We start from the raw sequence: 23,906 nt of genomic DNA on the forward strand, positions 1-23,906 counted from the left end.
CGATACCGATTAGTTCGCCGAGTTCGCTTGCGCGGTCGCCGGCGGGCGCGGCGCGGCAGGAGGCAGCGAGTCATTGGCCTCGCGCATGACGTCGAGACCGATATCCGCCAGACGCACCCGCACCTCGGCGGCGACGTATTTGACGTACTCCGATAGCACCAGGCGCAGCGTCGCGCTATTGCTCCACCAGGGTTCCTCGCGCCATTTATCGCCGACCACCGCGAATGGAATGAGGGTGATATCAGGCATCGCGTGCGACAATTCGACGATCGCGCGCGGCATATGGTAGTTCGACGTCACCACGATCAGCGATTTGAAACCGCGTTCATGCGCCCAGCGCCGCGTCTCGGCGGCGTTGCTGCGGGTATTGACCGCCGAACGATCGAGATCGACACAGCAGTTCAGCAAGGATTGATTGTCAGGCAGCGAGCGTGAGATGTCGCTGGCGCCGCTGAGCGGATGCACGCCGGAAATCAACAGCCGCTTGCCATAGCCGCCTGCGAGCAACTCCATCGCATCGGAGACGCGAGACGACCCGCCGGTGAGCACGACGATGCCGTCGGCGGTGCGCGACGGCCTGCTCTCGGTGCCGCGCAATTGCGAAAGAAAGCCGGCGAAGCCGCACCCGGCCGCGACAACGGCCGCAACAAGAACGCTCACGGTGGCAACGCCCCACCGCTTCCGCGGCGGGGCAGAAGCCAGGGCGTCTGGCTGGCTGGTCAACGGCCCGTTCATGGCAACTTGGCGATCCCTCGTCCACTCGAGTCCGAGTGTAAGGCATGATCGGGAAAAACGGGAACCAGTTTTCGCGTCCGAATGGTCGTCAACCGGCTCATTCGATGTCGTTGAGGGTTGCAAACAGCGTGCGCCGGGACGCCCAGGCCGTGATCGCGGCGATCACAAGGGCCTGCACCGCCAGCATCAGATAGCCGGAAGGACGCAGCGAAAACGTGCCCAGCAGGGCCGCGAATTGGTCCCCGACCGGGGTGCCGGAAAACCAGTTCGCAATCGATTCCGAGAAGCCGAAGACGAGCATGGCAATGCCGCCCCCGATGATCCCGCCTTCGAGACCAAGCCGCAGAAAATGCCGCAAGAAGCGGTTGGCGATAAAGCGGTCGCCGGCGCCGACAAAATGCAGCACTTCCACAATGGGGCGGTTCGCGGCCATGGCGCCGCGGGTGGCGAACGAGACCGAGATGATCGTGGCGATGATCACCAGCACCAGAATGCCGAGACCGGCGATCACCGTGGCGCTGGTCATCGAACGCATCCGGTCGATCCAGGCGCGGTGGTCGTCGACGCTCGCGGTCGTCGCCGCCTGCGTCACGCGCCGGCGCAACGCTTCGAGATCGATCGCCAATCCCGGCTGGACACGGGCGACAAGCACGCGCGGCACCGGCAGGTCGTCGAGCGACAACCCGCTGCCGAGCCACGGTTCGAGCAACTTGGCGGACTCCTCGCGCGTGAACTGTCTGACATCGACGATGCCGGATTGCGCCCGCACCGCATCCGCGACGGCCACGGCGTCGCGATCGAGGTCGCGTCCGGGGCTGGGGCGCACCTGAACGGTGATTTCGCTTGCGACTTCCGATTGCCATTCGGCCGCGGAAGCGCTGACCAGCAGCACCGTGCCGGTCGTGATCGAGGCCAGGAAGGTCATGATCGCAACGACCGCGACCAGCGCGCTGCCGGAAATCGAGCCCCGCGGCACGATCGGCGACAAGTTGCGCGCCCGCGCCGGCACCTGCGGACGCTCGGTTCCGAGGTCGACCAGGGGTCCAAGCTGATGATCGGTCCTACTCATAGATGTGCAATCGTCCCTGATGCAGCACCAGCCGCCTGGCATCGTACTGGTCCATCAAGGTCATATCATGGGTGGCGATGACAACCGCAGTCCCCGACTTGTTCAATTCGATGAACAATCGCAGCAAACGCCGCCCGAGCGTCGGATCGACGTTGCCGGTCGGCTCATCCGCCAGCAACAATTGCGGCCGCGAAATGACAGCGCGCGCGATCGCCGCCCGCTGCTTCTCGCCGCCGGACAAAATGGGCGGCAGCGCGTCCATGCGTTCGCCGAGGCCGACCCACTTCAAAAGGTCGATCACTTCCTTGCGATAGCTCGACTCGTCCCGGCCGAGCACCCGAAACGGCAAGGCCACATTCTCATAGGTGGTCATGTGATCGAGCAGGCGGAAATCCTGCAACACGATCCCGATCCGCTTGCGCAGGTCCGCGATCTGATCCTTGGAGAGCAGCGAGACGTCGTGGCCGAACAGATTGACCAGGCCGCGGGTCGGCCGCAGCGACAGGAACAACAGTTTCAACAGCGAGGTCTTGCCGGCGCCCGAGGGGCCGGTGAGGAACTGAAAGGAGTGGGCGGGAATCAGAAAACTGAGGTCGCGCAAAATCTCCGGGCCGAGCCCGTATCGCAATCCAACATTTTCGAACCGAACCAAGTTCAGCTCCGTTCGATCAAGGCGAGGCAAGAAGCCGGGAAACCCGCGGAGCCCGGCTTCGCCCGCTGCCGGGAACTTGCGTCGTTTATGGTTTCCGATTCGTTAACGGTCGCCTTGTAGCATCCTGGAGCCCCGCTTTGCGAAGTCCCGTCAACTGGCGATCAGATGGCGCGAACCTCGGAACAGGCGTCGGCACCCGTCCCCAGCGGAGAGCGGCCCCATGCAGATCGTTTGTCCTCATTGTTCAACGTCCTATGGCATTGATCCGGCAAAGCTTGGCGAGGCCGGCCGCACCGTGCGCTGTTCCCGCTGCAAGGAAGTTTGGCTGGCCCGCGCCGAGGATGCGATCGAATTCGCGCATCAGACGGCACCAAGCCAGCATAACGCCGAACAGGACGCCGCTGCCGAGTGGGAGGCGATGGCTCGCGAACAGGATGACTCCGGCGACGCCCCCCATGTCGAAAGCCCCTCGATCGCCGGCGATTGGCAGGGTTCCTCCAACTGGCAGGCGGACGCGAGAAACGAGGCGGATGCGGAAGGCTCGCAGCCTCGGCGCTTCCCATTGCTTGGCAAACTTGGGCTCGGCCGATTCATGAGGCCGAATGCCGGCCGCTCCACGTCGCGCCGCACGGCTCCGATCAGCCTGGCCACCGCTTGTGCCGCGATGGGGGCAATGGCGCTGGCCATCGTGATCTGGCGCGTCGAGATGGTGCGGCTGTTGCCGCAAACCGCCGCCTTCTACAAATTGGTAGGCCTCGAGGTCAATCTGCGCGGCCTCAAGTTCAAGGACGTCAAGGTCTCCTCGGAAATGGTCGAGGGCAAGCCCGTGCTGGTGATCGAGGGCTCGATCACGGGCGAATCCAACAAGCCGGTCGAGATCCCACGGCTACGATTTTCCGTGCGCGATGCGCAAGGCGCCGAAATCTACGCCTGGAACGCCGTGCTCGAACAATCCGTCCTGCGGCCGGGCGAGCGGGCGCAGTTCAAGTCTCGCCTCGCCTCGCCGCCGCCGGAAGGCCGCAATATCGACGTTCGCTTTTTTAACAAAAGAGATCTGACCGGCGGCCACGCCTGAAGCTGGCCGACCAAACGCATTCACAAATCCGGTGTTGCCATGTCACGCGTGCTGATCGTCGACGATGAGGAATCGATGCGCCTTCTGGTCGCCCGCGCCATCGCGATGGACGGCCACGAGATCACCGCCGCTTCGGACGGCGCCGAGGCGCTCGAAATCCTGGGCGGCACCGACGGTTCATTCGATCTGATATTGACCGATATCCAGATGCCGGTGATGGACGGGATTGCGCTCGCGCTTTCGGCGGCGCGGGATTTTCCGCAAGTCACGATCCTGCTGATGACCGGTTATGCCGAACAGCGCGAGCGCGCCTCCGGCCTCAGCGCCATCGCGCACGACGTCATCAGCAAGCCGTTTTCGGTGGCCGATATCCGCACCGCCGTTGCGGACGCGCTGGCGTCACGCCAGCCGAACTAGCCCCTCAATAGTCCTTCAGCAGCCGCTCGAGGTAATCGAGCTCGATCTGCGGGCGCTGCGACTCGGACGCGCGGCGGCGCAGCTCTTCGAGAATCCGGCGCACGCGCTGCACGTCGATCTCGCCGGGAACCTTCACCGACAGGTCGTCGGAGGCATCTCTCCTGCTCAACGGCCGGCCCAACGGATCGCTTTGCTGGCCATTGCCCTGCTGGCGGCCGACCCGGTTGCCGGGACCATTGCCCTGACCATCGCCGTCCTGCTGCTGTTGCATCGCCTCGAGATCCTGCGCGCCCTTGCGCAGGGCATCCAGCGCCTGGCCCTGCGCATCTACCGCGCCATCCGCGTTACCCTCGCCGAGCTTGCCGCCGGCATCGCCCATCGCGTTGTCGGCCGTGCCGAGATTGTCACCGTCATCACCGGCCTGCGGATCACCGTCCTGACCTCCCTGTTGGCCTTGCGGCCCCTGCTGGCCGCGCTGATTGGGGCTCATGCCGCGCTTGGCCAATTCATCCTGCAATTTCTTCAGGCGGTCGCGCAGACCCTGCTGGTCCTGCTGGAGATCGCCCATGGCCTGATCGCCTTGCTTGCCGCGTTGCCGGTCACGCCGCGAATCCTGGCCCTGCTTATAGGTCTTGTCTCGCAACTGCTGCTGCTTGCGGATCATGTCGCTGAGCTCGTTCCGCGCTTTATCCATCTCGTCATCACCGGACTGGCCGGGCTGCGCGAGCTGAAGGCCTTCCAGCATCTGCTGCAACTGATCGAGCAATTGCCTCGCCGCGTCCTTGTCGCCCGAACGCGACAGCCGCTCCAGCCGGTCGATCATGCTGTTGAGGTCCTGCTGGCGCATGATCCTGGCGTTGGGATCGAGCGGCCGCGCCAGCGCCTGCGGATTGTTGCGAAGCTGTTCGGCGAGCTGGCGGATAAAATTATCGAGCGCCGCGCGCAGATCCTGGGTGAGCTTCTTGATCTCTTCGTCACTGGCGCCGCGCTCCAGCGCTTCCTTGAGCGCGTCCTGCGCCGCGCGAAGCGCCTTGTCGACATCGGTGATGTTGCCATCCTCGATCGTCACCGCGAGCGCCCACATGCTCGCGACAACCCCGCGCAAAGCTTCGTCGGAATGCGATTGTTCGAGCTCCCGCGTCACACTGCGCAGGCCGAGATATTGGCCAACTTCCGGCATGAACAGTTCCGGCGCGATCAGCAGCGCCTCCAGCGCATCGACGACCTGGGGACGCTGGTTGGCATCGAGCGCCAGCGTGCGACGTTGCTCGATCAGCGCGCGCGCCAACGGCTTGGTGAACAGACGTTCGGGCAGACGCATATCGAAGGGCTCGCTATGCCCCTCATTGCCGGCCTGATCCTTGGCCGTCAGCGTCAGCCTGACGTCGGCGCCGGCGTAAGGATCTTCGCTGAGGTCCTTGACGGTCTGGCCCACGCCGTTACGGGTGCGGACATTCGGCAGCACCAGCGGGAATTGCGGCGCTTCAAACAGCGGCCGCGCGTCACCCGCGCCGTTCCGCGCCGCGAACTGCGCGTGCGCTTCGGTGACGCCGTAATCGTCCTCGACCTTGTACGCAAGCTGCAGCGCGCCCCGCGCCTGACGCTCCGGATCCTTGGCGAGCGCGATGGTCGGGGGATGATCGGGCAAGGCACTGAAGCGCCATTGTGGCTGGCCGGACGGTGCGCGCACATGCGCGGTGCCGTCGCCGGTGATGGTGAAATGCTTTTCGCTCGTGCCTTTGGGCGCCTGCTCTGCGGCGGCAGCTTCGGCGAGACCGCCGCCCACCACCACGTCAAGCGCGCCGCCGCTCGAGCGTACGATCAGCGTGCTGCCGGCGGGCACCGCAAGCGGCCCTGAAGGTGGAAGCGCGGCCTCCTTGTTCGCAGCCGACAGGATGATCGGTGGCCGCCCCGTATAGATCGGTGGCGTCACCCAGGCATCGACTCTGACATTGTCCGCGGCGAATACGCCGTTCCAGTCGAAAGCCGCGGCGACGCGGACGTTCCTTTCATCGCCCGCCGCGAAATAGGTCGCGGCCATCAGCACGACGACCAGCGCACGAAGCGCCCATGGATCGTGAATGGCGAGCCGCGGCGACGGCAAACCGGCGCGAATCCGCTTGATCGATGCCAACGTGCGTTCGCGCTGGGCCTGCCACAGCGCCAGCGCGACGGGATCCTGCGTCGTTAGCGTGTCGGTCAGCGTCGTCGCCGGGCGATGGCGGATGCCGGTGCCGCGATCAAGCCGGATCAGCGTGTCCTGGCGGCTTGGCCAGCGGAAGCGGAACAGGGGCGATAGCGCGGCGAGCGCAAGAACGGCAAAGAGGACGAGCCCGAGAGCGCGGGCGGCAAACGGCAGCGCCAGCCACAGGCCTGCCCAGGACGCCACCAGGAACAGTCCCGCGACGGTCAAAAACCGCGCCAGATGCGGCCAGCTTCGTTCCCAGGCAATCGCGAATTCAGCGCGCCGCAGGGCTTGCGCGATCCGCAGCCGCGAGGCTGCGTCAGGGTTACGTTCCTGCTCCGGCGAAACGGGGGTGGGTCCGCTCAATCAGCTCTCCAGGTTGCCCGGTCATCCAAGACTAACACAACGGCGGCCGTGAGGCACCCACGCAGGTGGGGTATCCCACAACTGGCGCCCTTTCCGAAGTTCGTGTTCTGCCTCAGCACCTACCTTTCGCGAACTTCGGAAAATCAGGGGCATCAGCAAACATCTGATTCTAGTGCCGCTTTCCATTCGAAGTTCCTAAAGGGAATTTGCCGCTTGTGGTGCAGGAACTTCGAATGGGCGCCACTAGCCTAACGCATAACACGAAGGCGTGACTGTACCTCAGCAAGCACGTAACGTCATTTTTGGAACTATCCAAAAACCATCAGGGAACGCCATGGACAAGACGACACACGACAAGGGACTCGAAATCAGGAAAGCCGTGCTCGGCGAAGCTTACGTCGCCAACGCACTGAAGAATTCCGACGAGTTCAACAAGCCTTTCCAGGAACTGGTCACCGAATATTGCTGGGGTGCGTGCTGGGGCCGCGACGGACTGCCGCGCAAGACCCGCAGCATGCTCAATCTGGCGATGATCTCGATTTTGAACCGGCCGCATGAGTTGCGCGCGCACATCAAGGGTGCGCTCACCAATGGCGTGAGCCGTGACGAAATCCGCGAAGTCTTCATGCAGGTTGCGATCTATGCCGGCATTCCCTGCGGCGTCGACAGTTTCCGCATCGCGCGCGAAGTCTTTGCCGAACTCGACAAGGCATGATCCCTTTACCTCATGGTGAGGAGGCGCTTGCGCCGTCTCGAACCATCAAGCCACCACTTCATCCTTCGAGACGGCCGCGTTGCGGCCTCCTCAGGATGAGGTCATCAGATATTCCCAGGATCTAAATCATGGACATCGGATTTATCGGCCTTGGCAACATGGGCTTTCCCATGGCGCGACGACTGATCGAGGCCAAGCATCAGCTTTTCGTTTTCGATTCCCGAAAAGAGGTCATGGACAAGCTCGTTGCGCTCGGCGCGAAGGCTATGTCGTCACCGAAGGACGTCGCCGATCACGCCGAGACTGTGATGGCGAGCCTGCCGTCGCTCCAGGCCTCGCTTGATGTCGCAACCGGCAAGGACGGCGTGATTGAGGGCACGCGCGTGAAGCGTTTTGTCGATCTTTCCACGGTCGGATCGCAAATGGCGGTGCGCATCCACGACATTCTCGCCAAGCGCAACCTGGTCCAGATCGATTGCCCCGTGTCTGGCGGCGTCGGCGGCGCCGAGAAGGGCACGCTGGCGGTCATGGTGTCAGGCCCGCGCGCTGACTACGAAGCGATCAAGCCGGCGCTGGACGTCATCGGCAAGGCGTTCTTCATCGGCGAAAAACCCGGCTCGGGCCAGACCATGAAGCTCGCCAACAACTTCTTGTCCGCGACCGCGATGGTGGCGACGTCCGAGGCTGTAGTGATGGGCGTGAAAGCCGGCCTCGATCCCGCGATCATGGTCGACGTGATCAATTCGGGTTCGGGCATGAACACGGCGAGCCGCGACAAGTTTCCGCGCTCGGTGCTGCCGCGCAGCTTCGATTACGGCTTTGCCACCGGCTTGATGGTCAAGGACGTCCGCCTTGCGCTCGAAGAGATGAAATCGTTTGGGCTGTCGATGGAGGTCGCCGAGGCCGTCGGGCGGCTGTGGGAAGTGGTGATCCGCGACATCGGGGCGGATTCAGATTTCACCGCGGCGATCAAGCCGATCGAGAAAAAGGCCGGCGTCGTGGTTGGCGGCCCCAAGGGCGGGATCGCGGGGAAGTAGTTTTTCGTTCCCCGGACGCAACGCAGCGCTGGCGATGCGTTGCAGATCCGGGGTCCACGCATCTTGGGTCCCGGATCAGCGTCGCGTCATTTCATGACGCAACGCGTCCGGGACACGAGGGCTATAACCACGGCGCCGGCTGATCCATCGCAATCAGCGCGTCGACGTCGAGGCGCGGACGCACCACCGCGTATTGATCATCTTTCACGAGCACTTCCGGCACCAGCGCGCGCGTGTTGTAGGTGCCGGACTGCACCGCGCCGTAAGCGCCGGCCGTCATGATGGCGAGCAGATCGCCTGCCTTCGGCTCGACCATGTTGCGACCGAGCGCGAGATAGTCGCCGCTTTCGCAGACGGGCCCGACCACATCGGCGGTAATTTTCGGCGCGCCGGCGGGCGCGGCGCGCACCGGCAGGATGTCGTGGTGCGCTTCGTACAGAGTGGGACGGATCAGATCGTTCATCGCGGCATCGATGATGACGAACTTCTTCGCCTCGCCTTGCTTTACGTAGATCACGCGTGAAACCAGAATGCCGGCATTGCCGACCACCATCCGGCCGGGCTCGAACAACAGCGTGCAGCCGAGATTATGCGTCACCCGCTTGACCATCGCGGCATAGGCTGACGGCAAGGGCGGCACCGCGCCGTCCATATGATAGGGAATGCCAAGACCCCCGCCGAAATCGACATGCGAAATGGTGTGGCCATCGGCGCGCAGCGTCTGCACGAAGTCGGCAAGCAGGCGGAATGCGGCTTCGAGCGGCACGAGATCGGTGATCTGGCTGCCGATATGCACGTCGACACCGGTCACGCGAATGCCCGGCAGCTTGGCCGCGCGCGCATAAACCTCGCGCGCGTGGGTCAGCGGAATGCCGAACTTGTTCTCGGACTTGCCGGTCGAGATCTTCGCATGCGTGCCGGAATCGACATCCAGATTGACGCGGATTGAAACCCGCGCCGTCTTGCCTTGCGCTGTTGCGAGGCGTGACAGCAATTCCAGTTCCGGCTCGGACTCCACATTGAGGCAGAGAATGTCGGCGGCGAGCGCAGCGCGCAGTTCGGCCTCGGTCTTGCCGACGCCGGAAAACACGACGCGATCGGGCGGAATGCCGGCTGCAAGCGCGCGCTTGAGTTCGCCGCCGGACACGACGTCGGCGCCGGCGCCGAGCTTTGCCAGCGTGCGCAGCACGGACTGATTGGAGTTCGCCTTCAGCGCGTAGCAGACCAGCGCCTTCTCGCCGGTGAAGGCCTCACTGAAAACGCGATAGTGGCGTTCCAGCGTCGCAGTCGAATAGCAATAGAACGGCGTTCCGACGGCGTCGGCGAGGTCCACCAGACTAACCGCCTCGGCGTGAAGCACGCCGTTGCGATAATCGAAGTGATTCATGATGATTTTCCACGGAGCGGCGGAGAACACATCCGCCGTACAAAACTTAGTTGCTGTTCAAAAGCGGGTCGAGAGCGAACGGCCGTTTTGGCCCCCTGCCCGCGGTCGGCAGGTTGCCGGAGCCATTGTTCGGGTCGAACAGGTTCGGATTGCCGGGCTGCGGCGGTGCGTTCGGATCCGTCACGGCGGCAGACTGAGCCGGCAGCTGACCTGACGCGGTCGGCGGCAGATCAAGCGGTCCCTTGCGGCCGCAACCGCCCAGTGTCAACGCGGCAGCGCTCAACAGGATGAGAGCCCAGCGAGTGTTTGGGCGGTCGTCACGAGTCACGTCAAAAATCCCCAATGCGGGCCGCACCATACAAAGATTGATCCGTTCTGGCCACACTTTGCACGGCTGAATTTCGGGTAAAGAATTGTAACTCAGCCCTATTTTCGCTCTTTTTCCAGCCGTTTGAGCCAGGACTTGGCCTGCGCGGCCACGTTCTTCGGCGCGGTGCCCCCAAAACTCGTGCGGCTTTTCACCGACGCGTCGACCGACAAGACCGAAAGCGCGTCTTTCGTGATCCTGGGTTCGATCGCCTGCATTGCCTTCAATGGCAATTCGGGCAGGGCGACGCCGTCGCTTGCCGCCTTTGCGACAATCCGCCCCGTGACATGATGGGCGTCGCGGAATGGCATTTTCAGCGTCCGCACCAGCCAGTCTGCGAGGTCCGTCGCCGTGGCGTAACCTTCACCGGCGGCGACCTTCATGCGCGCTTCGTCCGGCACCAGATCGAGCACCATGCCGGTCATCGCCCGGATCGCGAGCGACAGCGCGCCGAACGCTTCCATCGCGCCCTGCTTGTCTTCCTGCATGTCCTTTTGATAGGCGAGCGGAAGGCCCTTCATCACGATCAAAAGCGCGTTCAGCGCGCCAATCACCCGGCCGGTCTTCGCACGTACCAGTTCGGCCGCGTCGGGGTTGCGCTTCTGCGGCATGATCGACGAGCCGGTGGTGAACTTGTCCGATAGCCGCACCAGTCCCACCAGCGGTGAGGTCCAGATCACGATCTCCTCGGCAAAGCGCGACAGGTGCATCGAACAGATCGCCGCCGCCGACAAGGTTTCGATAACAAAGTCGCGGTCGGAGACCGCATCGAGCGAGTTGGCCATCGGCCGGTCAAAGCCAAGCGCCTTCGCCGTTGCCGCCCGATCGATCGGAAAGGATGTGCCGGCGAGCGCCGCTGCGCCGAGCGGCGATTCATTGAGGCGCATGCGTGCATCGGCAAACCGGCCGCGATCGCGCGCGGCCATCTCGACATAAGCGAGCAGATGATGCCCGAAGGTGACGGGCTGGGCGGTTTGCAGATGAGTGAAGCCCGGCATCACGGTCGCGGCATGCTCCAGCGCGCGGCTCGCCAGCGCCTCCTGGAACAAAGCCAGCGCGCGATCCGTCTCGTCGATGGTGTCGCGGACGAACAACCGAAAATCCGTCGCCACCTGATCATTGCGCGAACGCGCGGTATGCAGCCGCCCGGCGGCAGGCCCGATCAACTCGGCAAGCCTGCTCTCCACGTTCATATGGATATCTTCGAGCGCGCGCTTGAAATCGAACGATCCCTTGCCGATCTCTGACAAAATCGTGTCTAGACCCTTCGCGATATTTTTCGCATCGTTTGCCGTGATAATCCCTTGCGCGGCCAGCATGGCGGCATGGGCCTTGGACGCGGCGATGTCCTGGGCGTACATGTGCCGGTCGACGTCGATGGAGACGTTGATTTCCTCCATGATCGCGTCGGGACGCTCGGTGAACCGGCCGCCCCACATCTTGTTGCTCATGACCATCTAACCATATTCATTCGCCGCCGATGGCGGGCCTAACAATGCATCCAAATAGCCGTATCTGAAGTAGAATGACAAACGATATGCCTGAAAGCCCCTCGCCTGCCCCGGCGCCCACACGCCGTATCCCCTATGTGATCGGGACGGTCTTGATCGGCGCCTTGATCGGACTCGCCGGGGTATACGGGTTTGGCGGCCTCAAGCGCAACGCGTCAGGCGATTCCGCCTGTGCATCGGCGGTTAACCTCTCGCAAAGGATCGCGCCGCTCGCTCATGGCGAGGTGGCCGCGCTAACCATGGCGACTGCGCCGCTGAAGCTGCCTGACCTCACCTTTGACGACGCCGACGGCAAACCGAAGAAGCTGTCGGACTGGCGGGGGCACACAGTGCTCGTGAACCTCTGGGCGACCTGGTGCGTGCCGTGCCGCCGGGAAATGCCGGCGCTGGATCGCCTGCAAGGCAAGCTCGGCGGCAAGGATTTCCAGGTGGTGGCGATCAATATCGACACCCGCGATCCCGAGAAGCCGAAAAACTTCCTGAAAGAGGCCAAGCTGACCAATCTCGGCTATTTCAGCGACGAAAAAGCTAAGGTTTTTCAGGATCTTAAAGCGATAGGCCGGGCACTCGGCATGCCGACCTCGGTGCTGGTCGACGCAAAGGGCTGCGAGATCGCGACCATCGCAGGCCCCGCCGAATGGGACAGCGACGACGCGGTCAAGCTGATCCAGGCTGCGACCGCAACAGGCTCCTGACGGAGCCCGTTTGGGGTCCTTACGCCTCGTCGACGACGGTGTTGCGCAACAGGCCAATCCGGTCGATCTCGACCTCGACCACATCGCCCGGCTTCATCCACAAAGGCGGGGTGCGGCGGGAGCCGACGCCGCCTGGCGTGCCGGTGACGATCACGTCGCCCGGCTCGAGCCGCGTGAAGGCCGAGCAGTATTCGATCTGGCGCGGGATATCGAAAATCATCTGGCTGATGAGGGCATCCTGAACCACCTCGCCGTTGAGCCGGGTTTGCAGCCGGAGCGGTCCGAGCTCGCCGGCCTCGTCGGGGGTGACCATCCATGGGCCAAAGGCGCCAGTATCCGGAAAGTTCTTGCCCGGCGTGAACTGGTGGGTGTGGCGCTGATAATCGCGCACGCTGCCCTCGTTGTAACAGGCATATCCTGCGATATGGCCCCACGAATCCTTACGCGAGATGTAACGGCCAGCCTTGCCGATGACGACCGCGAGTTCGCCCTCGTAGTCGAGGTCGGTCGACACTTTCGGCCGGACGATGTTGGCAAGATGCCCGGTCTGGCTGTTGGCGAAGCGGCCGAACACGGTGGGATTGGCGACTTCGTCGCGGCCGGTCTCCTTGCGATGGGTCTCGTAGTTGAGGCCGATGCAGAGGATCTTGTCCGGGTTGGGGATCACCGGCAGCCAGGTGATGCTGTTGAGCGGATGCCGCGCAGCCTTGGCTGCGGCGCCGGCGGCTTCCTTGAGGGCATCAGCCGCAATGGCCGCTTTCAGATCGGCAAACCGGCCGCGCAAGGCGGCGCCGACATCGACCACGTCGTTGCCTTCGATGAGGCCCCAGCTGGTGGCGCCGTTGATCTTGAACGTTGCGAATTTCATTTGCTGTCCCTGCTGAAAGCGTGAGGCGGGCCTTTCGCTATCGCATGCGGCGATAGCGGGCAATGCCGCAAGCTCCGAGAAATCAGCGGATCAGGCCCGCTGGGACAGGCGTCAGGCCGAGATGTTGAGGTTACCGCCGATGCCCGCGCCGACATTGGCGAGAGAGGGCGAACCGCCGAGGAGGGTCAGAACCGAGTTTTTCTCGGCGTCGAGGTTCGATTTCAGGACGGAGGTTGCGATCTGCTGCTGGGTATTGCCCGCCTGCAGCGAAATCAGACTCAAAGCCAAGCTTGCAACGTCCATACGCGTCACTCCTGTCGGAGGGGACGCTATCTGGCAAGGGTTAACAAAAACTGGAGATCGTACCGAATCAGCGCGTCGGAACCGGCTTGTCGCCGCGATAATCGTAGAAGCCGCGTTGGGTTTTGCGCCCCAGCCAGCCGGCCTCGACGTATTTCACGAGCAGAGGGCATGGACGGTATTTCGAGTCGGCCAGGCCTTCGTGAAGGACTTGCATGATCGACAGGCAGGTATCGAGGCCGATGAAATCGGCGAGTTCCAGCGGTCCCATCGGATGATGGGCGCCGAGCTTCATCGCCGCATCGATCGCCTCGACGTTTCCGACGCCCTCATAGAGGGTGTAGATCGCCTCGTTGATCATCGGCAGCAGAATCCGATTGACGATGAAGGCTGGAAAATCTTCGGACACCGCCACCTGCTTGCCGAGCTTGGTGACGAATTCCCTGGCGGTATCGAAGGTCGCATCGTCCGTGGCAATGCCGCGGATCAATTCGACCAGTTCCATGAGCGGCACCGGATTCATGAAATGAATGCCGATGAAGCGCTCCGGCCGGTCGGTCGAGGCGGCGAGCCGCGTGATCGAAATCGAGGAGGTGTTGGAAGCGACGATGGCGCTGGGCTTCAAAAGCGTACAGACCTCCTGGAAGATCTTGCGCTTGACGTCTTCCTTTTCGACCGCGCTCTCGATGACGAGGTCGCAGTCGGCGAGGCTATCCATGGATTCCGAGGGGACGATGCGGTCCAGCGCCGCCTTGCGGGCGTCGTCAGTGATGGCCTTCTTGGCAACCTGGCGCGACAGGTTGCCGTTGATCGTCGCCATGCCCGACTTCAAGCGGTCGGAAGAAAGATCGTTCATCACCACGTCGAAGCCGGCCAATGCCGAGACGTGAGCGATGCCGTTGCCCATCTGGCCCGAACCGATCACGCCAATTTTTTTTATCATGACCGCCATCCCGACATCTCAATCAAGCGGCGCGCCCCGCCGCTATCGCATCTACTTTCCGAGCTTGCCGATCGCTTCGGTCAGCTCGGGAACCACCTGATACAAATCCGCGACCAGGCCGTAATCGGCAACCTGGAAGATCGGCGCATCCTCGTCCTTGTTGATCGCCACGATGACCTTGGAATCCTTCATACCGGCGAGATGCTGAATGGCGCCTGAAATGCCGATCGCGACATAAAGCTCCGGCGCCACGACCTTGCCGGTCTGGCCCACCTGCCAGTCGTTCGGCGCATAGCCGGCATCGACCGCGGCGCGCGAGGCACCGACGGCGGCACCGAGCTTGTCGGCCAGCGGCTCGATATATTTGGTAAAATTCTCGCGGCTCTGCATCGCCCGGCCACCGGACACGATGATCTTCGCCGAGGTCAGTTCAGGACGGTCGCTCTTGGCGACTTCCTCGCCGACGAAGCTGGAAAGAGCGGGATCGGCTGCGGCCGCCGCAGTCTCCACGGCAGCGCTGCCGCCATCGCCGGTGGCGGCAAAGGTCGAGGTCCGCACCGTGATGACCTTCTTGGCGTCCTTCGACTTGACGGTCTGGATGGCGTTGCCGGCATAGATCGGCCGCTCGAACGTATCGGGCGACACCACCTTGATGATTTCAGAGACCTGCATCACGTCGAGCAGTGCGGCAACGCGCGGCATCACGTTCTTGAAGCGCGAGGTCGCCGGCGCAACGAAGGCGTCATAGCCCCCCGCAACCGACACGATCAGCGCAGCAAGCGGCTCAGCGAGGTCATGCGCATAAGCCGCATTGTCGGCGAGCAGGACCTTCTTGACGCCGGAGAGCTTCGCTGCTGCATCCGCGGCCGCCTTGGCGTTCTCGCCGGCCACCAGCACATGCACGTCGCCGCCGAGGGCGAGCGCCGCGGTGAGCGCCTTGTGGGTTGCATCCTTGATCGATGCGTTGTCGTGTTCGGCCATCAAAAGCGTGGTCATTACAGCACCCCCGCTTCGGTCTTGAGCTTCGACACGAGTTCGGCGACGTCCTTGACCTTGACGCCACCCTTGCGGCCGGGCGGTTCGGACGTCTTGAGAATTTCGAGATGCGGCGTCAGGTCGACGCCGTAATCCGCCGCGCTCTTGTCGGCGATCGGCTTCTTCTTGGCCTTCATGATGTTCGGCAGGCTCGCATAGCGCGGCTCGTTCAGCCGCAGGTCGGTGGTAACGATGGCCGGGCCCTTGAGTTTCACGGTCTGGAGGCCGCCGTCGACCTCGCGCGTCACCTTGAAATCGGAACCGTCGACCTCGAGCTTGGAGGCGAAGGTCGCCTGCGACCAGCCGAGCAAGGCTGCGAGCATCTGTCCGGTCTGGTTACTGTCGTCGTCGATCGCCTGCTTGCCGAGAATCACAAGCCCCGGCTTCTCCTCGTCGGCCACGGCTTTCAGGATCTTGGCCACCGCCAGCGGTTCGACATTGCCCTCGGCCTTGACCAGGATGCCGCGGTCGGCGCCCATGGCGAGCCCGGTCCGGATGGTCTCGGCGGCCTGTGCCGGCCCGATCGAAACCACCACCACTTCGGTGGCCTTGCCAGCCTCTTTCAGGCGCAGGGCCTCTTCCACGGCGATCTCATCGAACGGATTCATCGACATCTTCACGTTGGCCAATTCAACGCCGGTTCCATCGCTTTTGACGCGGACTTTGACGTTGTAATCCACCACTCGCTTCACAGGCACCAGGACCTTCATCGACCCTCTTTCGCTGGAACATCAGTATTCAGGCTTAGGGCGCGGAACCTAAAGCGCCGGCCCACCCCGGTCAACGCTAGTGCCGCCTATTTGACGTTCCTAAAGTACAAGCGGCGAATGCGATCCAGGAACGTCAAATAGAAAAAGCGGCACTAGAATCATAAGTTTGCTAGTGCCCATGACTTTCCGAAGTTCATAAACCGTGGTTGCTGCGATGTAACACGAACTTCGGAAAGTGGGCACTAGTGCAAGTGGATTTGACATCCGCCAGCCGCCAGGGGCCGCCCACTTACCATTACCGGTTTTGGCCCGGCACCCACAACACGTCTCCGGCGCCATTGTGATTGGCCGTGCGGCTGGCAATGAACAGGAAGTCGGACAGGCGGTTCATATACTGGATGGCCGCGTCGCCGACAGGCTCGTCCGGCTGCGCCGCCAGTTCCACCATGATCCGTTCCGCCCGGCGGCAAATGGTGCGCGCCAGATGCAGGAAAGCGGCGGCCGGCGTGCCACCCGGCAGCACGAAGGAGTTCAACGGCTTCAGGTCGGCGTTCAGGCGATCGATATCGCGCTCGAGCCGTTCGACCTGGCTCGCGACCACGCGCAGCCGCTCCGCCTTGCCCTCGCGCTGTGGCACGGCAAGATCGGCGCCGAGATCGAACAAGTCGTTCTGAACGAGCCCCAACATCGCGTCGAGTTCCGGCGCATCGGCCAGATGCAGCCGGACAACGCCGATCGCGGCATTGGTCTCATCAACGGTGCCGTAGGCAGCGATGCGCAGATCGTATTTCGGACGGCGTTCGCCGCTGCCGAGCGCGGTGGTGCCGTCATCGCCGGTTCGCGTATAGATGCGGTTGAGGACGACCATGCCTTTAATCTCCCTCGCTGGCCTATCGCCCCATCGCCCAGACGGTGATCATGATGATGACGATAGCGACAAACTGAAGCAAAACCCGTAGTCGCATCAATTTCTGCGAACGGTTCGGCGAACCGCCCCGCATCATGTTGAGAAGACCGAGCAGCAGCACCAACGCAACCGCGGCCACCGCGATGGGCACGATAAAAGCAGCAAGAAACGAAGCCATTTTTCCTACATAACATCGTCGCCGCCTGTGCGCCATCGCCGGGCAGCACTGGCTTTTGCAGACATAATATCAGAAGGTGGCTTGGTTAACTTCACTGGGGTCCGCGGTGCGGCTCATTCGCTACATCTTTCACGTCAGCCTCGACGCCTTTTACACGTTTCTGGCCGATGACGGCTGGGCGATTGCGAGCCACATCGCCCTGTCAACCTTGATGGCGCTGTTTCCATTCCTGATCGTGCTGACGTCGGTGGCGGGCTTCTTCGGCTCGAAGGAGCTTGCCGACCAGGCGGCGGGGCTTCTGCTTCAGGTATGGCCGCGGCAGGTCGCCGACACGCTGTCGGGCGAAATCCACGACGTTCTGACCACGACCCGCGGCGACATCCTGACCATTGGCGCGGTGCTCGCGGTCTACTTTGCCTCCAACGGCGTCGAAGCGCTGCGCGTCGCGCTGAACCGCGCTTATTCGGTGATCGAGCCGCGGCGATGGTACTGGCTGCGGCTGGAGTCGATCGGCTATACGCTGGTCGCCGTTTTCACGTCGCTTGCGATGGCCTTCCTGATCGTGCTCGAGCCGCTGATCGTCGAGGCGGCGCGGCGTCACATTCCACTGATCGTCGAAAGCAACGAGAAGCTCCTCAACATCGCACGCTATGGCGTCACCATCCTGGCGCTGGTTGTCGCGCTGTTCGTCCTGCACGCCTGGCTTCCTGCGGGGCGCAGGGGCTTTTTGCAGATCCTGCCCGGCATCGTGTTTACCATGGTCGCTTCGCTGATATCGGGCACGGTGTTCGGACAATACCTGGCGCGTTTCGCCAACAACTATGTCACGATGTATGCGGGGCTCGCTTCGGTGATCATCGCGTTGGTGTTCCTTTATTTTATCGCGGCGATCTTCGTCTATGGCGGCGAGCTCAACGCGGCGATCATCAAGTCGCGGCTGCCGCGGGGCGTGTCACTTCAAGCAGCGCAATCGCTAAGGCCCTCGGAGAGACAGGCTTGACCAGGAAGGCGTCCGCGCCTGCCGCGCGCGCCGCCGCCTCGTCGTCGCTCCGGCCCGATACGCCGATGACGGCAATGCCACCAAACGGCGGCGCGAGCGCGCGAATCCGCCGGATCGCTTCGATGCCGTCGATGCCCGGCAGCACCATGTCCATCAGGACCGCATCAAAGCCGCCTTGCATGATGCGCTCGCCGGCATCTTCGCCGCGCCCGATGAACTCCACCTGATGGCCGAGCTCGGTCAGGACCGCATTGAGCACGACGCGGCCGAACGGATTGTCCTCGACGCTGAGAAGGCGCAAACCCCGCGCGTGACGCTGCGCACGATCGGCGCCCCGGCTGGAGGACGACAGCGGGGTCTCGGCGCGGCTCAGCATCACCGTCAGCGTGAAGGTCGCTCCGCCGCCGCGTCGCGGCGCGACCTCGATATCGCCGCCCATCGCGCGGGCGAGCTGTTTCACCGACGACAGGCCGAGCCCGGCGCCACCGAAGCGGGCGGCGATCTTCACATTGGCCTGCGAGAACGGACGGAACAGCCGCTTGATTTCGGCCACCGAGAGCCCGATGCCGCTGTCGGACACAGCAAAGGCGATGGCGATCCTGCCCTTCGCCTCGCCGGTCGGCCGCACGCTCAGGGCGACGCCGCCGTGTTCGGTGAACTTGGTGGCGTTGTCGATCAGGTTTTCCAGCGCCGCCCGCAGGCGAATGGGATCGCCGGTGACGAACCTCGGCAGCTTGTCGGAGATGTCGATCCGCGCCTGCAGGCCCTTGGCGGTCGCCCGGCCGGCCAGCGAATCGCCGATGCTTTGGGCGAGCGTCCGCAGATCGAAAAAATCCTGGCGGACGCCAAAACCGGAGCGTCCGCTGCGGGCGGCATCGACGAATAGCGTCGCAAGGCTCGCCAGGTGCTCGGCGCCGGCCTTGATGGTGTCGACCCAGCGCCGCTCCCGCTCGTCGAGGCCGGATGTCGCGAGCAGATCGCTGATGGCCAGAATGCCGGTTAGCGGCGTGCGAACCTCATGCGCGAAGGTAGCGAGCGCCGTCTCGACCATGCCGGGGGCGGCCTTCTTGCTGGCCGCGCTTGTAACGGCCCGGCGCGGCCTGCCGGCTGCCGCAGTTCTCTTACGCTTTTTCGGCCGGGTCTTTTTCAACCGCCGCTCACTGCGCTGAAGGCGCGAACTCGTTGCCATGATTCCCCCAATCCTGGCTGGTCTCAGCATGGCATGCCCGGGGCGACAGAGTCACGCCGAAGCGGAATTCGTCCCTAACAATGTGCGTAAAGCGTTCAGGCGAGACCGATCCGGCGGCGAATCTCGGCCGCCGTCACGCCCCTGGCCCTCAATTCGCGAAGGCCGGTGGCATCAGTCGATTTCGACAGCTTTTGCCCTGCCGCGTCGCGAATAAGGCGATGGTGCCGGAAGGTGGGCTGCGGCAAGGCGAGCAGCTCCTGCAACAGCCGGTGGACGCTGGTGGCCCAGAATAGGTCCTGTCCGCGCACAACCTCGGTGATGCCTTGCAGCGCATCGTCGACCACCACACTGAGGTGATAGCTGGTCGGCGTCTCCTTGCGCGCGATGATGACGTCGCCCCATGCGGCGGGATCGGCCGTGATCGTTCCTGCCTCGCCTGCGGGACCTTCACCGCGCTCGGTCCAGCAGAGCTTACCCACACGGGCGCACGCGGCCGCCATATCGAGCCGTAGCGCGAAAGGAGCGCCGGATTTCAACAATCGCTGCCGCTCCTCTGCCGAAAGCAAACGCGCCGATCCCGGATAAAGCGGTGCGCCATCGGGGTCGCGCGGCCATGGCGCCTCCTTCTCGCGCTCGGCGATGAGACGGGCGACCTCAGTGCGGCTTTCGAAGGACGGATAGACAAGCCCGAGTGCGGTGAGCTCCTCAAGGGCGGCGCGGTATTCCGCGAAATGTTCCGACTGGCGGCGGACCGGCTTCTCCCAGGACAGGCCGAGCCAGGCGAGGTCTTCGTCAATCGCGGTTTCGAATTCGGGGCGGCAGCGCGCGGGGTCGATATCCTCGATGCGCAGCAGGAAGCCGCCGCCGGACTCGCGCGCCAGATCGGCATTCAGCAGCGCCGAAAAGGCGTGACCGAGATGCAGATAGCCGTTCGGAGACGGCGCAAAACGGAAAACGGGTGGCGGCATTGATCTCTCGCACGTTGTCATTGCCGGGCTTGACCCGGCAATCCATCCCTAAAGGATACCTTTTTACGATATGAGATGGATGCGCGGGCACAGGCAAGCTGAAGCGACGCCGTTCTTCGAACGGCTATGCCCGCGCATGACGAACCGTGCGAGTTGACCAACAGAATGACCCTCCACCTCAACAGCCAGGCCGATCTCGAAGACGCAATCCACGCGCTTCTCAAACTTGACCCGCGCCTTCAGCCGGTCTTCGCCGTTGCCGGCATGCCGGCGCTGCGGCGGCGCGAGCCGGGCTTCGTCGGCCTTGCGCACATCGTCTGCGGCCAGCAGCTTTCGACCGCCAGCGCTTCAGCGATCTGGGCCCGTCTCACGAAAGCGTTCGATCCGTTCGACGACAACGCGGTTCGCCGCGCCCGCGCCGATCGCCTGGGCCGGCTCGGCCTGTCAGCGGCGAAAATCAAGACCTTGAAGAATCTCGCGCGCGAGATCGCGGCCGAACGCCTCAATCTCGATGTGCTCGCCAACGAGGACGCCGACGCCGCGCATCATACGTTGATCTCGCTGCACGGCATCGGCCCGTGGACCGCCGACGTGTATCTTTTATTCTGCCTCGGCCATGGCGATGCGTGGCCCGCCGGCGACCTCGCCGTGCAGGAGGCGGTGAAGATCGGACTCGGATTGAAGACGCGGCCGACGCCAAAGGAGATGATTCCCCTTGCGGAACCCTGGCGGCCGATGCGTGGCGCGGCGGCGCATTTGTGGTGGAGCTACTATCGCGCGCTCAAGAAACGCGAAGGCGTGATCGGGGAAGGCGAAACCTCGAACGCAGCTTCAAGCAATGTCCCTGTTGCCAAACGATCGTAGGTGGGCTGCAAAGGTCGCGCACACAACTGCCGAAGTCGGCGGCCGTGGGCCCGCGGCCGTTCGATTATCTCGACACAGTGAACGGGCGTATTCCGGCTACGCAGGGCCATATTCTGTCGCTTATTGGCTAAGCCGCTTTTGACCTGGTCCCAAACAGTATAGCCTTTGCGAGAGGAAACGCCGCACAGACGGCCGAGCCGAGGCCAACGCATGCTCGATCGAACCCAGGATATTTCAGCGTCAGTCGAAAACTGGCTGACGGAATTCGAGCGCGCGCTCGAACATCCCGATGACCGCGTGCTTCGACCGCTGCTCCATACCGACAGCTGTTGGCGCGACGTGCTGGCGCTGAGCTGGAATCTGCAAACGCTGAACGGCCTCGAAGCGATCTTGGACGAACTTCCCGTTCTCGCCGGTCGCACGGCGCCGCGCCACTTCAAGATCGATCCCGCGCGCGCCGCGCCGCGCCGCGTCAAGCGCGCGGGCACCGAGGCAATCGAAGCGATCTTTTCTTTTGAGACCAATGACGGCCGCGGCCACGGCATTGTCCGCCTGATTCCGGATGCCGATGAGGGCCATCGCCTGAAGGCGTGGACGCTGCTCACCGCGCTCGAGGAATTGAAGGGATTTGAGGAGGCGGTCGGCTCGGCGCGGCCGCGCGGCCAATCCTATTCGCGCGATTTTCGCGGACCCAACTGGCTCGACCAGCGCCAGGCATCGCTGGCCTACGAAGATCGCGAGCCGACCGTGCTCGTGGTCGGCGGCGGACAGGCCGGGCTTTCGATCGCAGCGCGCCTGAAGCAGCTCTCCATCGACGCGCTGATCGTCGACCGCGAGAACCGGATCGGCGACAACTGGCGCAAGCGCTACCACGCGCTGACGCTGCACAACCAGGTGCAGGTCAATCACCTGCCCTACATGCCGTTTCCGCCGAACTGGCCGGTCTATATCCCCAAGGACAAGCTCGCCAACTGGTTCGAAGCTTACGTCGACGCCATGGAGCTGAACTTCTGGACCGGCACTGCCCTGGAGAGCGGCGACTATGACGTGGCGGCCGGCCGCTGGTCGGTGGTGCTTCGGCGTTCCGACGGCAGCAAGCGCACGATGCACCCGCGCCATGTCGTGATGGCGACCGGCGTCAGCGGCATTCCGAACATCCCGGACATCCCGACGCTGAAGAATTTTGCCGGCTCGGTGCTGCATTCCAGCCGCTACGACGACGGCGAGAACTGGAAGGGCAAGCGCACCATCGTGATCGGCACCGGCAATAGCGGTCACGACATCGCGCAGGACCTTTATTCGAGCGGCGCAAACGTAACGCTGGTGCAGCGCAGCCCAACGCTGATTACCAATATCGAACCTTCGGCGCAGCTCGCTTATGCAGCCTATAACGAAGGCACGCTGGAGGATAACGACCTGATCGCGGCCTCGATGCCGCTGCGGCTTGCGAGAAAGTCGCACCAGATGATCACCGAGCAATCCAAGGCGTTCGACAAGGAATTGCTCGATGGGCTGAAGGCGGTCGGCTTCAAGCTCGACTACGGCGAGGATGATACCGGCTGGCAGTTCAAATATCTTACCCGTGGCGGCGGCTACTATTTCAACGTCGGCTGCTCGGATCTGGTCGCACGGCGCGAGATCGCGCTTCGACAGTTCGCTGACATTGACGCTTTCGTCTCCGAAGGCGCGCGGATGAAGAACGGCGATGTGCTTGCCGCCGACCTCATCATGCTCGCGACCGGCTACAAGCCGCAGGAAGTTCTGGTGAAGCAATTGTTCGGCGAGGAGATCGCCACGCGCGCCGGTCCAATCTGGGGTTTTGGCGACGGGCAGGAGCTGCGCAACATGTATACGCGCACCGGCCAGGATGGCCTCTGGTTCATCGCCGGCAGCCTCGCACAATGCCGCATCAACTCGAAATATCTCGCGCTGCAGATCAAGGCGATCGAGGAAGGCATTCTGCCGCGAGCATCGAGCTAGCTTTCTTCCCTTCTCCCCTTGCGGGAGAAGGTGGCAGCCGAAGGCTGCCGGATGAGGGGGCGCCTTTCTTCGATCAACAAGAAACCCCTCACCCGTCTCGAATGAGCTGCGCTCATTCGATCCACCCTCTCCCGCAGGGGGAGAGGGAAAGAAACGGAGAACTCTATGCCAGCCATCCTCGGCTCGGGTGAACATCGCTATCGCGTCGTGGAAAACTGGGCAAAGCTGCCGGACGGCTGGATGTTGTCAGATGTCGCCTCCGTGGCCGTCGACAGCAAGGATCGCGTCTATGTCTTCAATCGGGGCGCTCATCCGATGATCGTCTTCGATTCCACCGGCAACTTCGTCAGGAGCTGGGGCGAAGGTCTCTTTCACCGTCCCCATGGATTACACATCGACACCCAGGACAATCTCTATTGCACGGACGACGGCGACCACACCGTGCGCAAATGCACCACCGACGGCAAGGTGCTGCTGACCATCGGCATCCCGGAGAAGCCCGCGCCATTCATGAGCGGTGAGCCGTTCCATCGCTGCACGCACACGGCGCTCTCGCCCAAAGGCGACATCTACGTCTCCGATGGCTACGGCAATGCCCGCGTCCACAAATACACGCCCGACGGCCGACTGATCAAAAGCTGGGGCGAACCGGGCAGCGACCCCGGCCAGTTCAACATCGTCCACAATATTTCGACCGACGCCGACGGCTGGATCTATGTCGCCGACCGCGAGAACCACCGCGTGCAGGTGTTC

Annotated in this window: 24 protein-coding genes and 1 pseudogene; 9 read left to right on the forward strand and 16 right to left on the reverse strand. The window is 63.3% G+C overall.

All coding sequences use genetic code 11. The features are described 5' to 3' along the window. Positions 1 to 9: 9 nt before the first annotated feature. From VFB05_RS28430 to ftsE, 3 genes are all read right to left on the reverse strand, one after another. Positions 10 to 723, reverse strand: a complete 714-nt coding sequence (locus VFB05_RS28430) for a YdcF family protein (RefSeq protein WP_414643334.1) — start codon at positions 721 to 723, stop codon at positions 10 to 12. Positions 724 to 832: 109 nt separating this feature from the next. Beyond that, positions 833 to 1,804: an ABC transporter permease gene (locus VFB05_RS28435; RefSeq protein ID WP_325018758.1), complete on the reverse strand. Its 972-nt coding sequence runs from the start codon at positions 1,802 to 1,804 to the stop codon at positions 833 to 835. Then, positions 1,797 to 2,456 carry a cell division ATP-binding protein FtsE gene (gene ftsE / locus VFB05_RS28440; protein ID WP_325018760.1) on the reverse strand — a complete coding sequence of 220 codons (660 nt, stop codon included), beginning with the start codon at positions 2,454 to 2,456 and terminating at the stop codon, positions 1,797 to 1,799. The genes VFB05_RS28435 and ftsE overlap by 8 nt, the downstream gene beginning before the upstream one ends. 220 nt (positions 2,457 to 2,676) lie before the next feature. Here ftsE and VFB05_RS28445 point away from each other — a divergent pair, with 220 nt between their 5' ends. Both VFB05_RS28445 and VFB05_RS28450 read left to right on the forward strand, forming a co-directional pair. After that, positions 2,677 to 3,531, forward strand: a complete 855-nt coding sequence (locus tag VFB05_RS28445) for an MJ0042-type zinc finger domain-containing protein (protein ID WP_325018762.1) — start codon at positions 2,677 to 2,679, stop codon at positions 3,529 to 3,531. Positions 3,532 to 3,570: 39 nt separating this feature from the next. Then, positions 3,571 to 3,948 (forward strand): response regulator, encoded by a 378-nt coding sequence (locus tag VFB05_RS28450; RefSeq protein WP_325018764.1) that lies wholly within the window; start codon positions 3,571 to 3,573, stop codon positions 3,946 to 3,948. Between the two features lie 4 nt (positions 3,949 to 3,952). Here the strand turns inward: VFB05_RS28450 and VFB05_RS28455 are convergent, their stop codons facing one another. Beyond that, positions 3,953 to 6,499 carry a TIGR02302 family protein gene (locus tag VFB05_RS28455; RefSeq protein WP_325018766.1) on the reverse strand — a complete coding sequence of 849 codons (2,547 nt, stop codon included), beginning with the start codon at positions 6,497 to 6,499 and terminating at the stop codon, positions 3,953 to 3,955. A 334-nt stretch (positions 6,500 to 6,833) separates the two neighbouring features. Between VFB05_RS28455 and VFB05_RS28460 the strand changes: the two genes are divergently transcribed. Further along, positions 6,834 to 7,214 (forward strand): carboxymuconolactone decarboxylase family protein, encoded by a 381-nt coding sequence (locus VFB05_RS28460; RefSeq protein ID WP_325018768.1) that lies wholly within the window; start codon positions 6,834 to 6,836, stop codon positions 7,212 to 7,214. Between the two features lie 128 nt (positions 7,215 to 7,342). Next, entirely contained in the window at positions 7,343 to 8,251 is a 909-nt protein-coding gene (locus VFB05_RS28465; RefSeq protein ID WP_325018770.1) for an NAD(P)-dependent oxidoreductase, read from the forward strand. A 121-nt stretch (positions 8,252 to 8,372) separates the two neighbouring features. On the opposite strand, the gene lysA is transcribed toward VFB05_RS28465, so the two are convergent. The 3 genes from lysA to argH form a co-directional block, all read right to left on the reverse strand. Further along, entirely contained in the window at positions 8,373 to 9,638 is a 1,266-nt protein-coding gene (gene lysA / locus VFB05_RS28470; protein ID WP_325018772.1) for a diaminopimelate decarboxylase, read from the reverse strand. A 46-nt stretch (positions 9,639 to 9,684) separates the two neighbouring features. Next, complete coding sequence (gene lptM, locus VFB05_RS28475; protein ID WP_325018774.1) at positions 9,685 to 9,966, reverse strand: LPS translocon maturation chaperone LptM; 282 nt, start codon at positions 9,964 to 9,966, stop codon at positions 9,685 to 9,687. Positions 9,967 to 10,064: 98 nt separating this feature from the next. Next, a complete protein-coding gene (gene argH, locus VFB05_RS28480; protein WP_325018776.1) occupies positions 10,065 to 11,456 on the reverse strand; it encodes an argininosuccinate lyase in 1,392 nt (463 codons plus the stop codon). 74 nt (positions 11,457 to 11,530) lie between these two features. On the opposite strand from argH, the gene tlpA reads away from it, so the two are divergent. Beyond that, entirely contained in the window at positions 11,531 to 12,211 is a 681-nt protein-coding gene (gene tlpA / locus VFB05_RS28485; RefSeq protein WP_325018778.1) for a thiol:disulfide interchange protein TlpA, read from the forward strand. A gap of 19 nt (positions 12,212 to 12,230) precedes the next feature. On the opposite strand, the gene VFB05_RS28490 is transcribed toward tlpA, so the two are convergent. The 7 genes from VFB05_RS28490 to VFB05_RS28520 form a co-directional block, all read right to left on the reverse strand. Beyond that, a complete protein-coding gene (locus VFB05_RS28490) occupies positions 12,231 to 13,079 on the reverse strand; it encodes a fumarylacetoacetate hydrolase family protein (RefSeq protein WP_325018780.1) in 849 nt (282 codons plus the stop codon). Between the two features lie 111 nt (positions 13,080 to 13,190). Beyond that, positions 13,191 to 13,382 (reverse strand): YjfB family protein, encoded by a 192-nt coding sequence (locus tag VFB05_RS28495; protein ID WP_325018782.1) that lies wholly within the window; start codon positions 13,380 to 13,382, stop codon positions 13,191 to 13,193. 67 nt (positions 13,383 to 13,449) lie between these two features. After that, on the reverse strand, positions 13,450 to 14,331 hold the full coding sequence (locus VFB05_RS28500) for a 3-hydroxybutyryl-CoA dehydrogenase (RefSeq protein ID WP_325018784.1): 882 nt from the start codon (positions 14,329 to 14,331) through the stop codon (positions 13,450 to 13,452). A 42-nt stretch (positions 14,332 to 14,373) separates the two neighbouring features. Further along, positions 14,374 to 15,318: an electron transfer flavoprotein subunit alpha/FixB family protein gene (locus VFB05_RS28505; RefSeq protein WP_325018786.1), complete on the reverse strand. Its 945-nt coding sequence runs from the start codon at positions 15,316 to 15,318 to the stop codon at positions 14,374 to 14,376. After that, positions 15,318 to 16,067: an electron transfer flavoprotein subunit beta/FixA family protein gene (locus tag VFB05_RS28510; RefSeq protein WP_325018788.1), complete on the reverse strand. Its 750-nt coding sequence runs from the start codon at positions 16,065 to 16,067 to the stop codon at positions 15,318 to 15,320. The genes VFB05_RS28505 and VFB05_RS28510 overlap by 1 nt, the downstream gene beginning before the upstream one ends. Positions 16,068 to 16,362: 295 nt before the next feature. Then, positions 16,363 to 16,935 carry a cob(I)yrinic acid a,c-diamide adenosyltransferase gene (locus VFB05_RS28515; RefSeq protein ID WP_325018790.1) on the reverse strand — a complete coding sequence of 191 codons (573 nt, stop codon included), beginning with the start codon at positions 16,933 to 16,935 and terminating at the stop codon, positions 16,363 to 16,365. A 22-nt stretch (positions 16,936 to 16,957) separates the two neighbouring features. Beyond that, complete coding sequence (locus VFB05_RS28520) at positions 16,958 to 17,152, reverse strand: twin transmembrane helix small protein (protein WP_325018792.1); 195 nt, start codon at positions 17,150 to 17,152, stop codon at positions 16,958 to 16,960. 106 nt (positions 17,153 to 17,258) lie between these two features. On the opposite strand from VFB05_RS28520, the gene VFB05_RS28525 reads away from it, so the two are divergent. After that, a complete protein-coding gene (locus tag VFB05_RS28525) occupies positions 17,259 to 18,152 on the forward strand; it encodes a YihY/virulence factor BrkB family protein (RefSeq protein ID WP_325018795.1) in 894 nt (297 codons plus the stop codon). Here the strand turns inward: VFB05_RS28525 and VFB05_RS28530 are convergent. Together VFB05_RS28530 and gluQRS are read right to left on the reverse strand one after the other, a co-directional pair. After that, positions 18,079 to 19,341: an ATP-binding protein gene (locus VFB05_RS28530; RefSeq protein WP_325018797.1), complete on the reverse strand. Its 1,263-nt coding sequence runs from the start codon at positions 19,339 to 19,341 to the stop codon at positions 18,079 to 18,081. The two genes, VFB05_RS28525 and VFB05_RS28530, sit on opposite strands and share 74 nt — an antisense overlap. Before the next feature lie 95 nt (positions 19,342 to 19,436). After that, positions 19,437 to 20,309 (reverse strand): tRNA glutamyl-Q(34) synthetase GluQRS, encoded by an 873-nt coding sequence (gene gluQRS, locus VFB05_RS28535; protein ID WP_325018799.1) that lies wholly within the window; start codon positions 20,307 to 20,309, stop codon positions 19,437 to 19,439. Positions 20,310 to 20,474: 165 nt separating this feature from the next. Between gluQRS and VFB05_RS28540 the strand changes: the two genes are divergently transcribed. The 3 genes and pseudogenes from VFB05_RS28540 to VFB05_RS28550 form a co-directional block, all read left to right on the forward strand. Continuing rightward, the gene (locus VFB05_RS28540) at positions 20,475 to 21,173 is read left to right on the forward strand and encodes a DNA-3-methyladenine glycosylase 2 family protein (protein WP_325018801.1); all 699 of its coding nucleotides are present in this window, start codon (positions 20,475 to 20,477) and stop codon (positions 21,171 to 21,173) included. Positions 21,174 to 21,383: 210 nt separating this feature from the next. Continuing rightward, positions 21,384 to 23,153: an NAD(P)/FAD-dependent oxidoreductase gene (locus VFB05_RS28545; RefSeq protein ID WP_325018803.1), complete on the forward strand. Its 1,770-nt coding sequence runs from the start codon at positions 21,384 to 21,386 to the stop codon at positions 23,151 to 23,153. A 165-nt stretch (positions 23,154 to 23,318) separates the two neighbouring features. Further along, positions 23,319 to 23,906: pseudogene (locus tag VFB05_RS28550) on the forward strand (peptidyl-alpha-hydroxyglycine alpha-amidating lyase family protein); the annotation flags it as partial.

Source organism: Bradyrhizobium sp., assembly GCF_035652035.1.
Classification (GTDB): Bacteria; Pseudomonadota; Alphaproteobacteria; order Rhizobiales; family Xanthobacteraceae; genus Bradyrhizobium.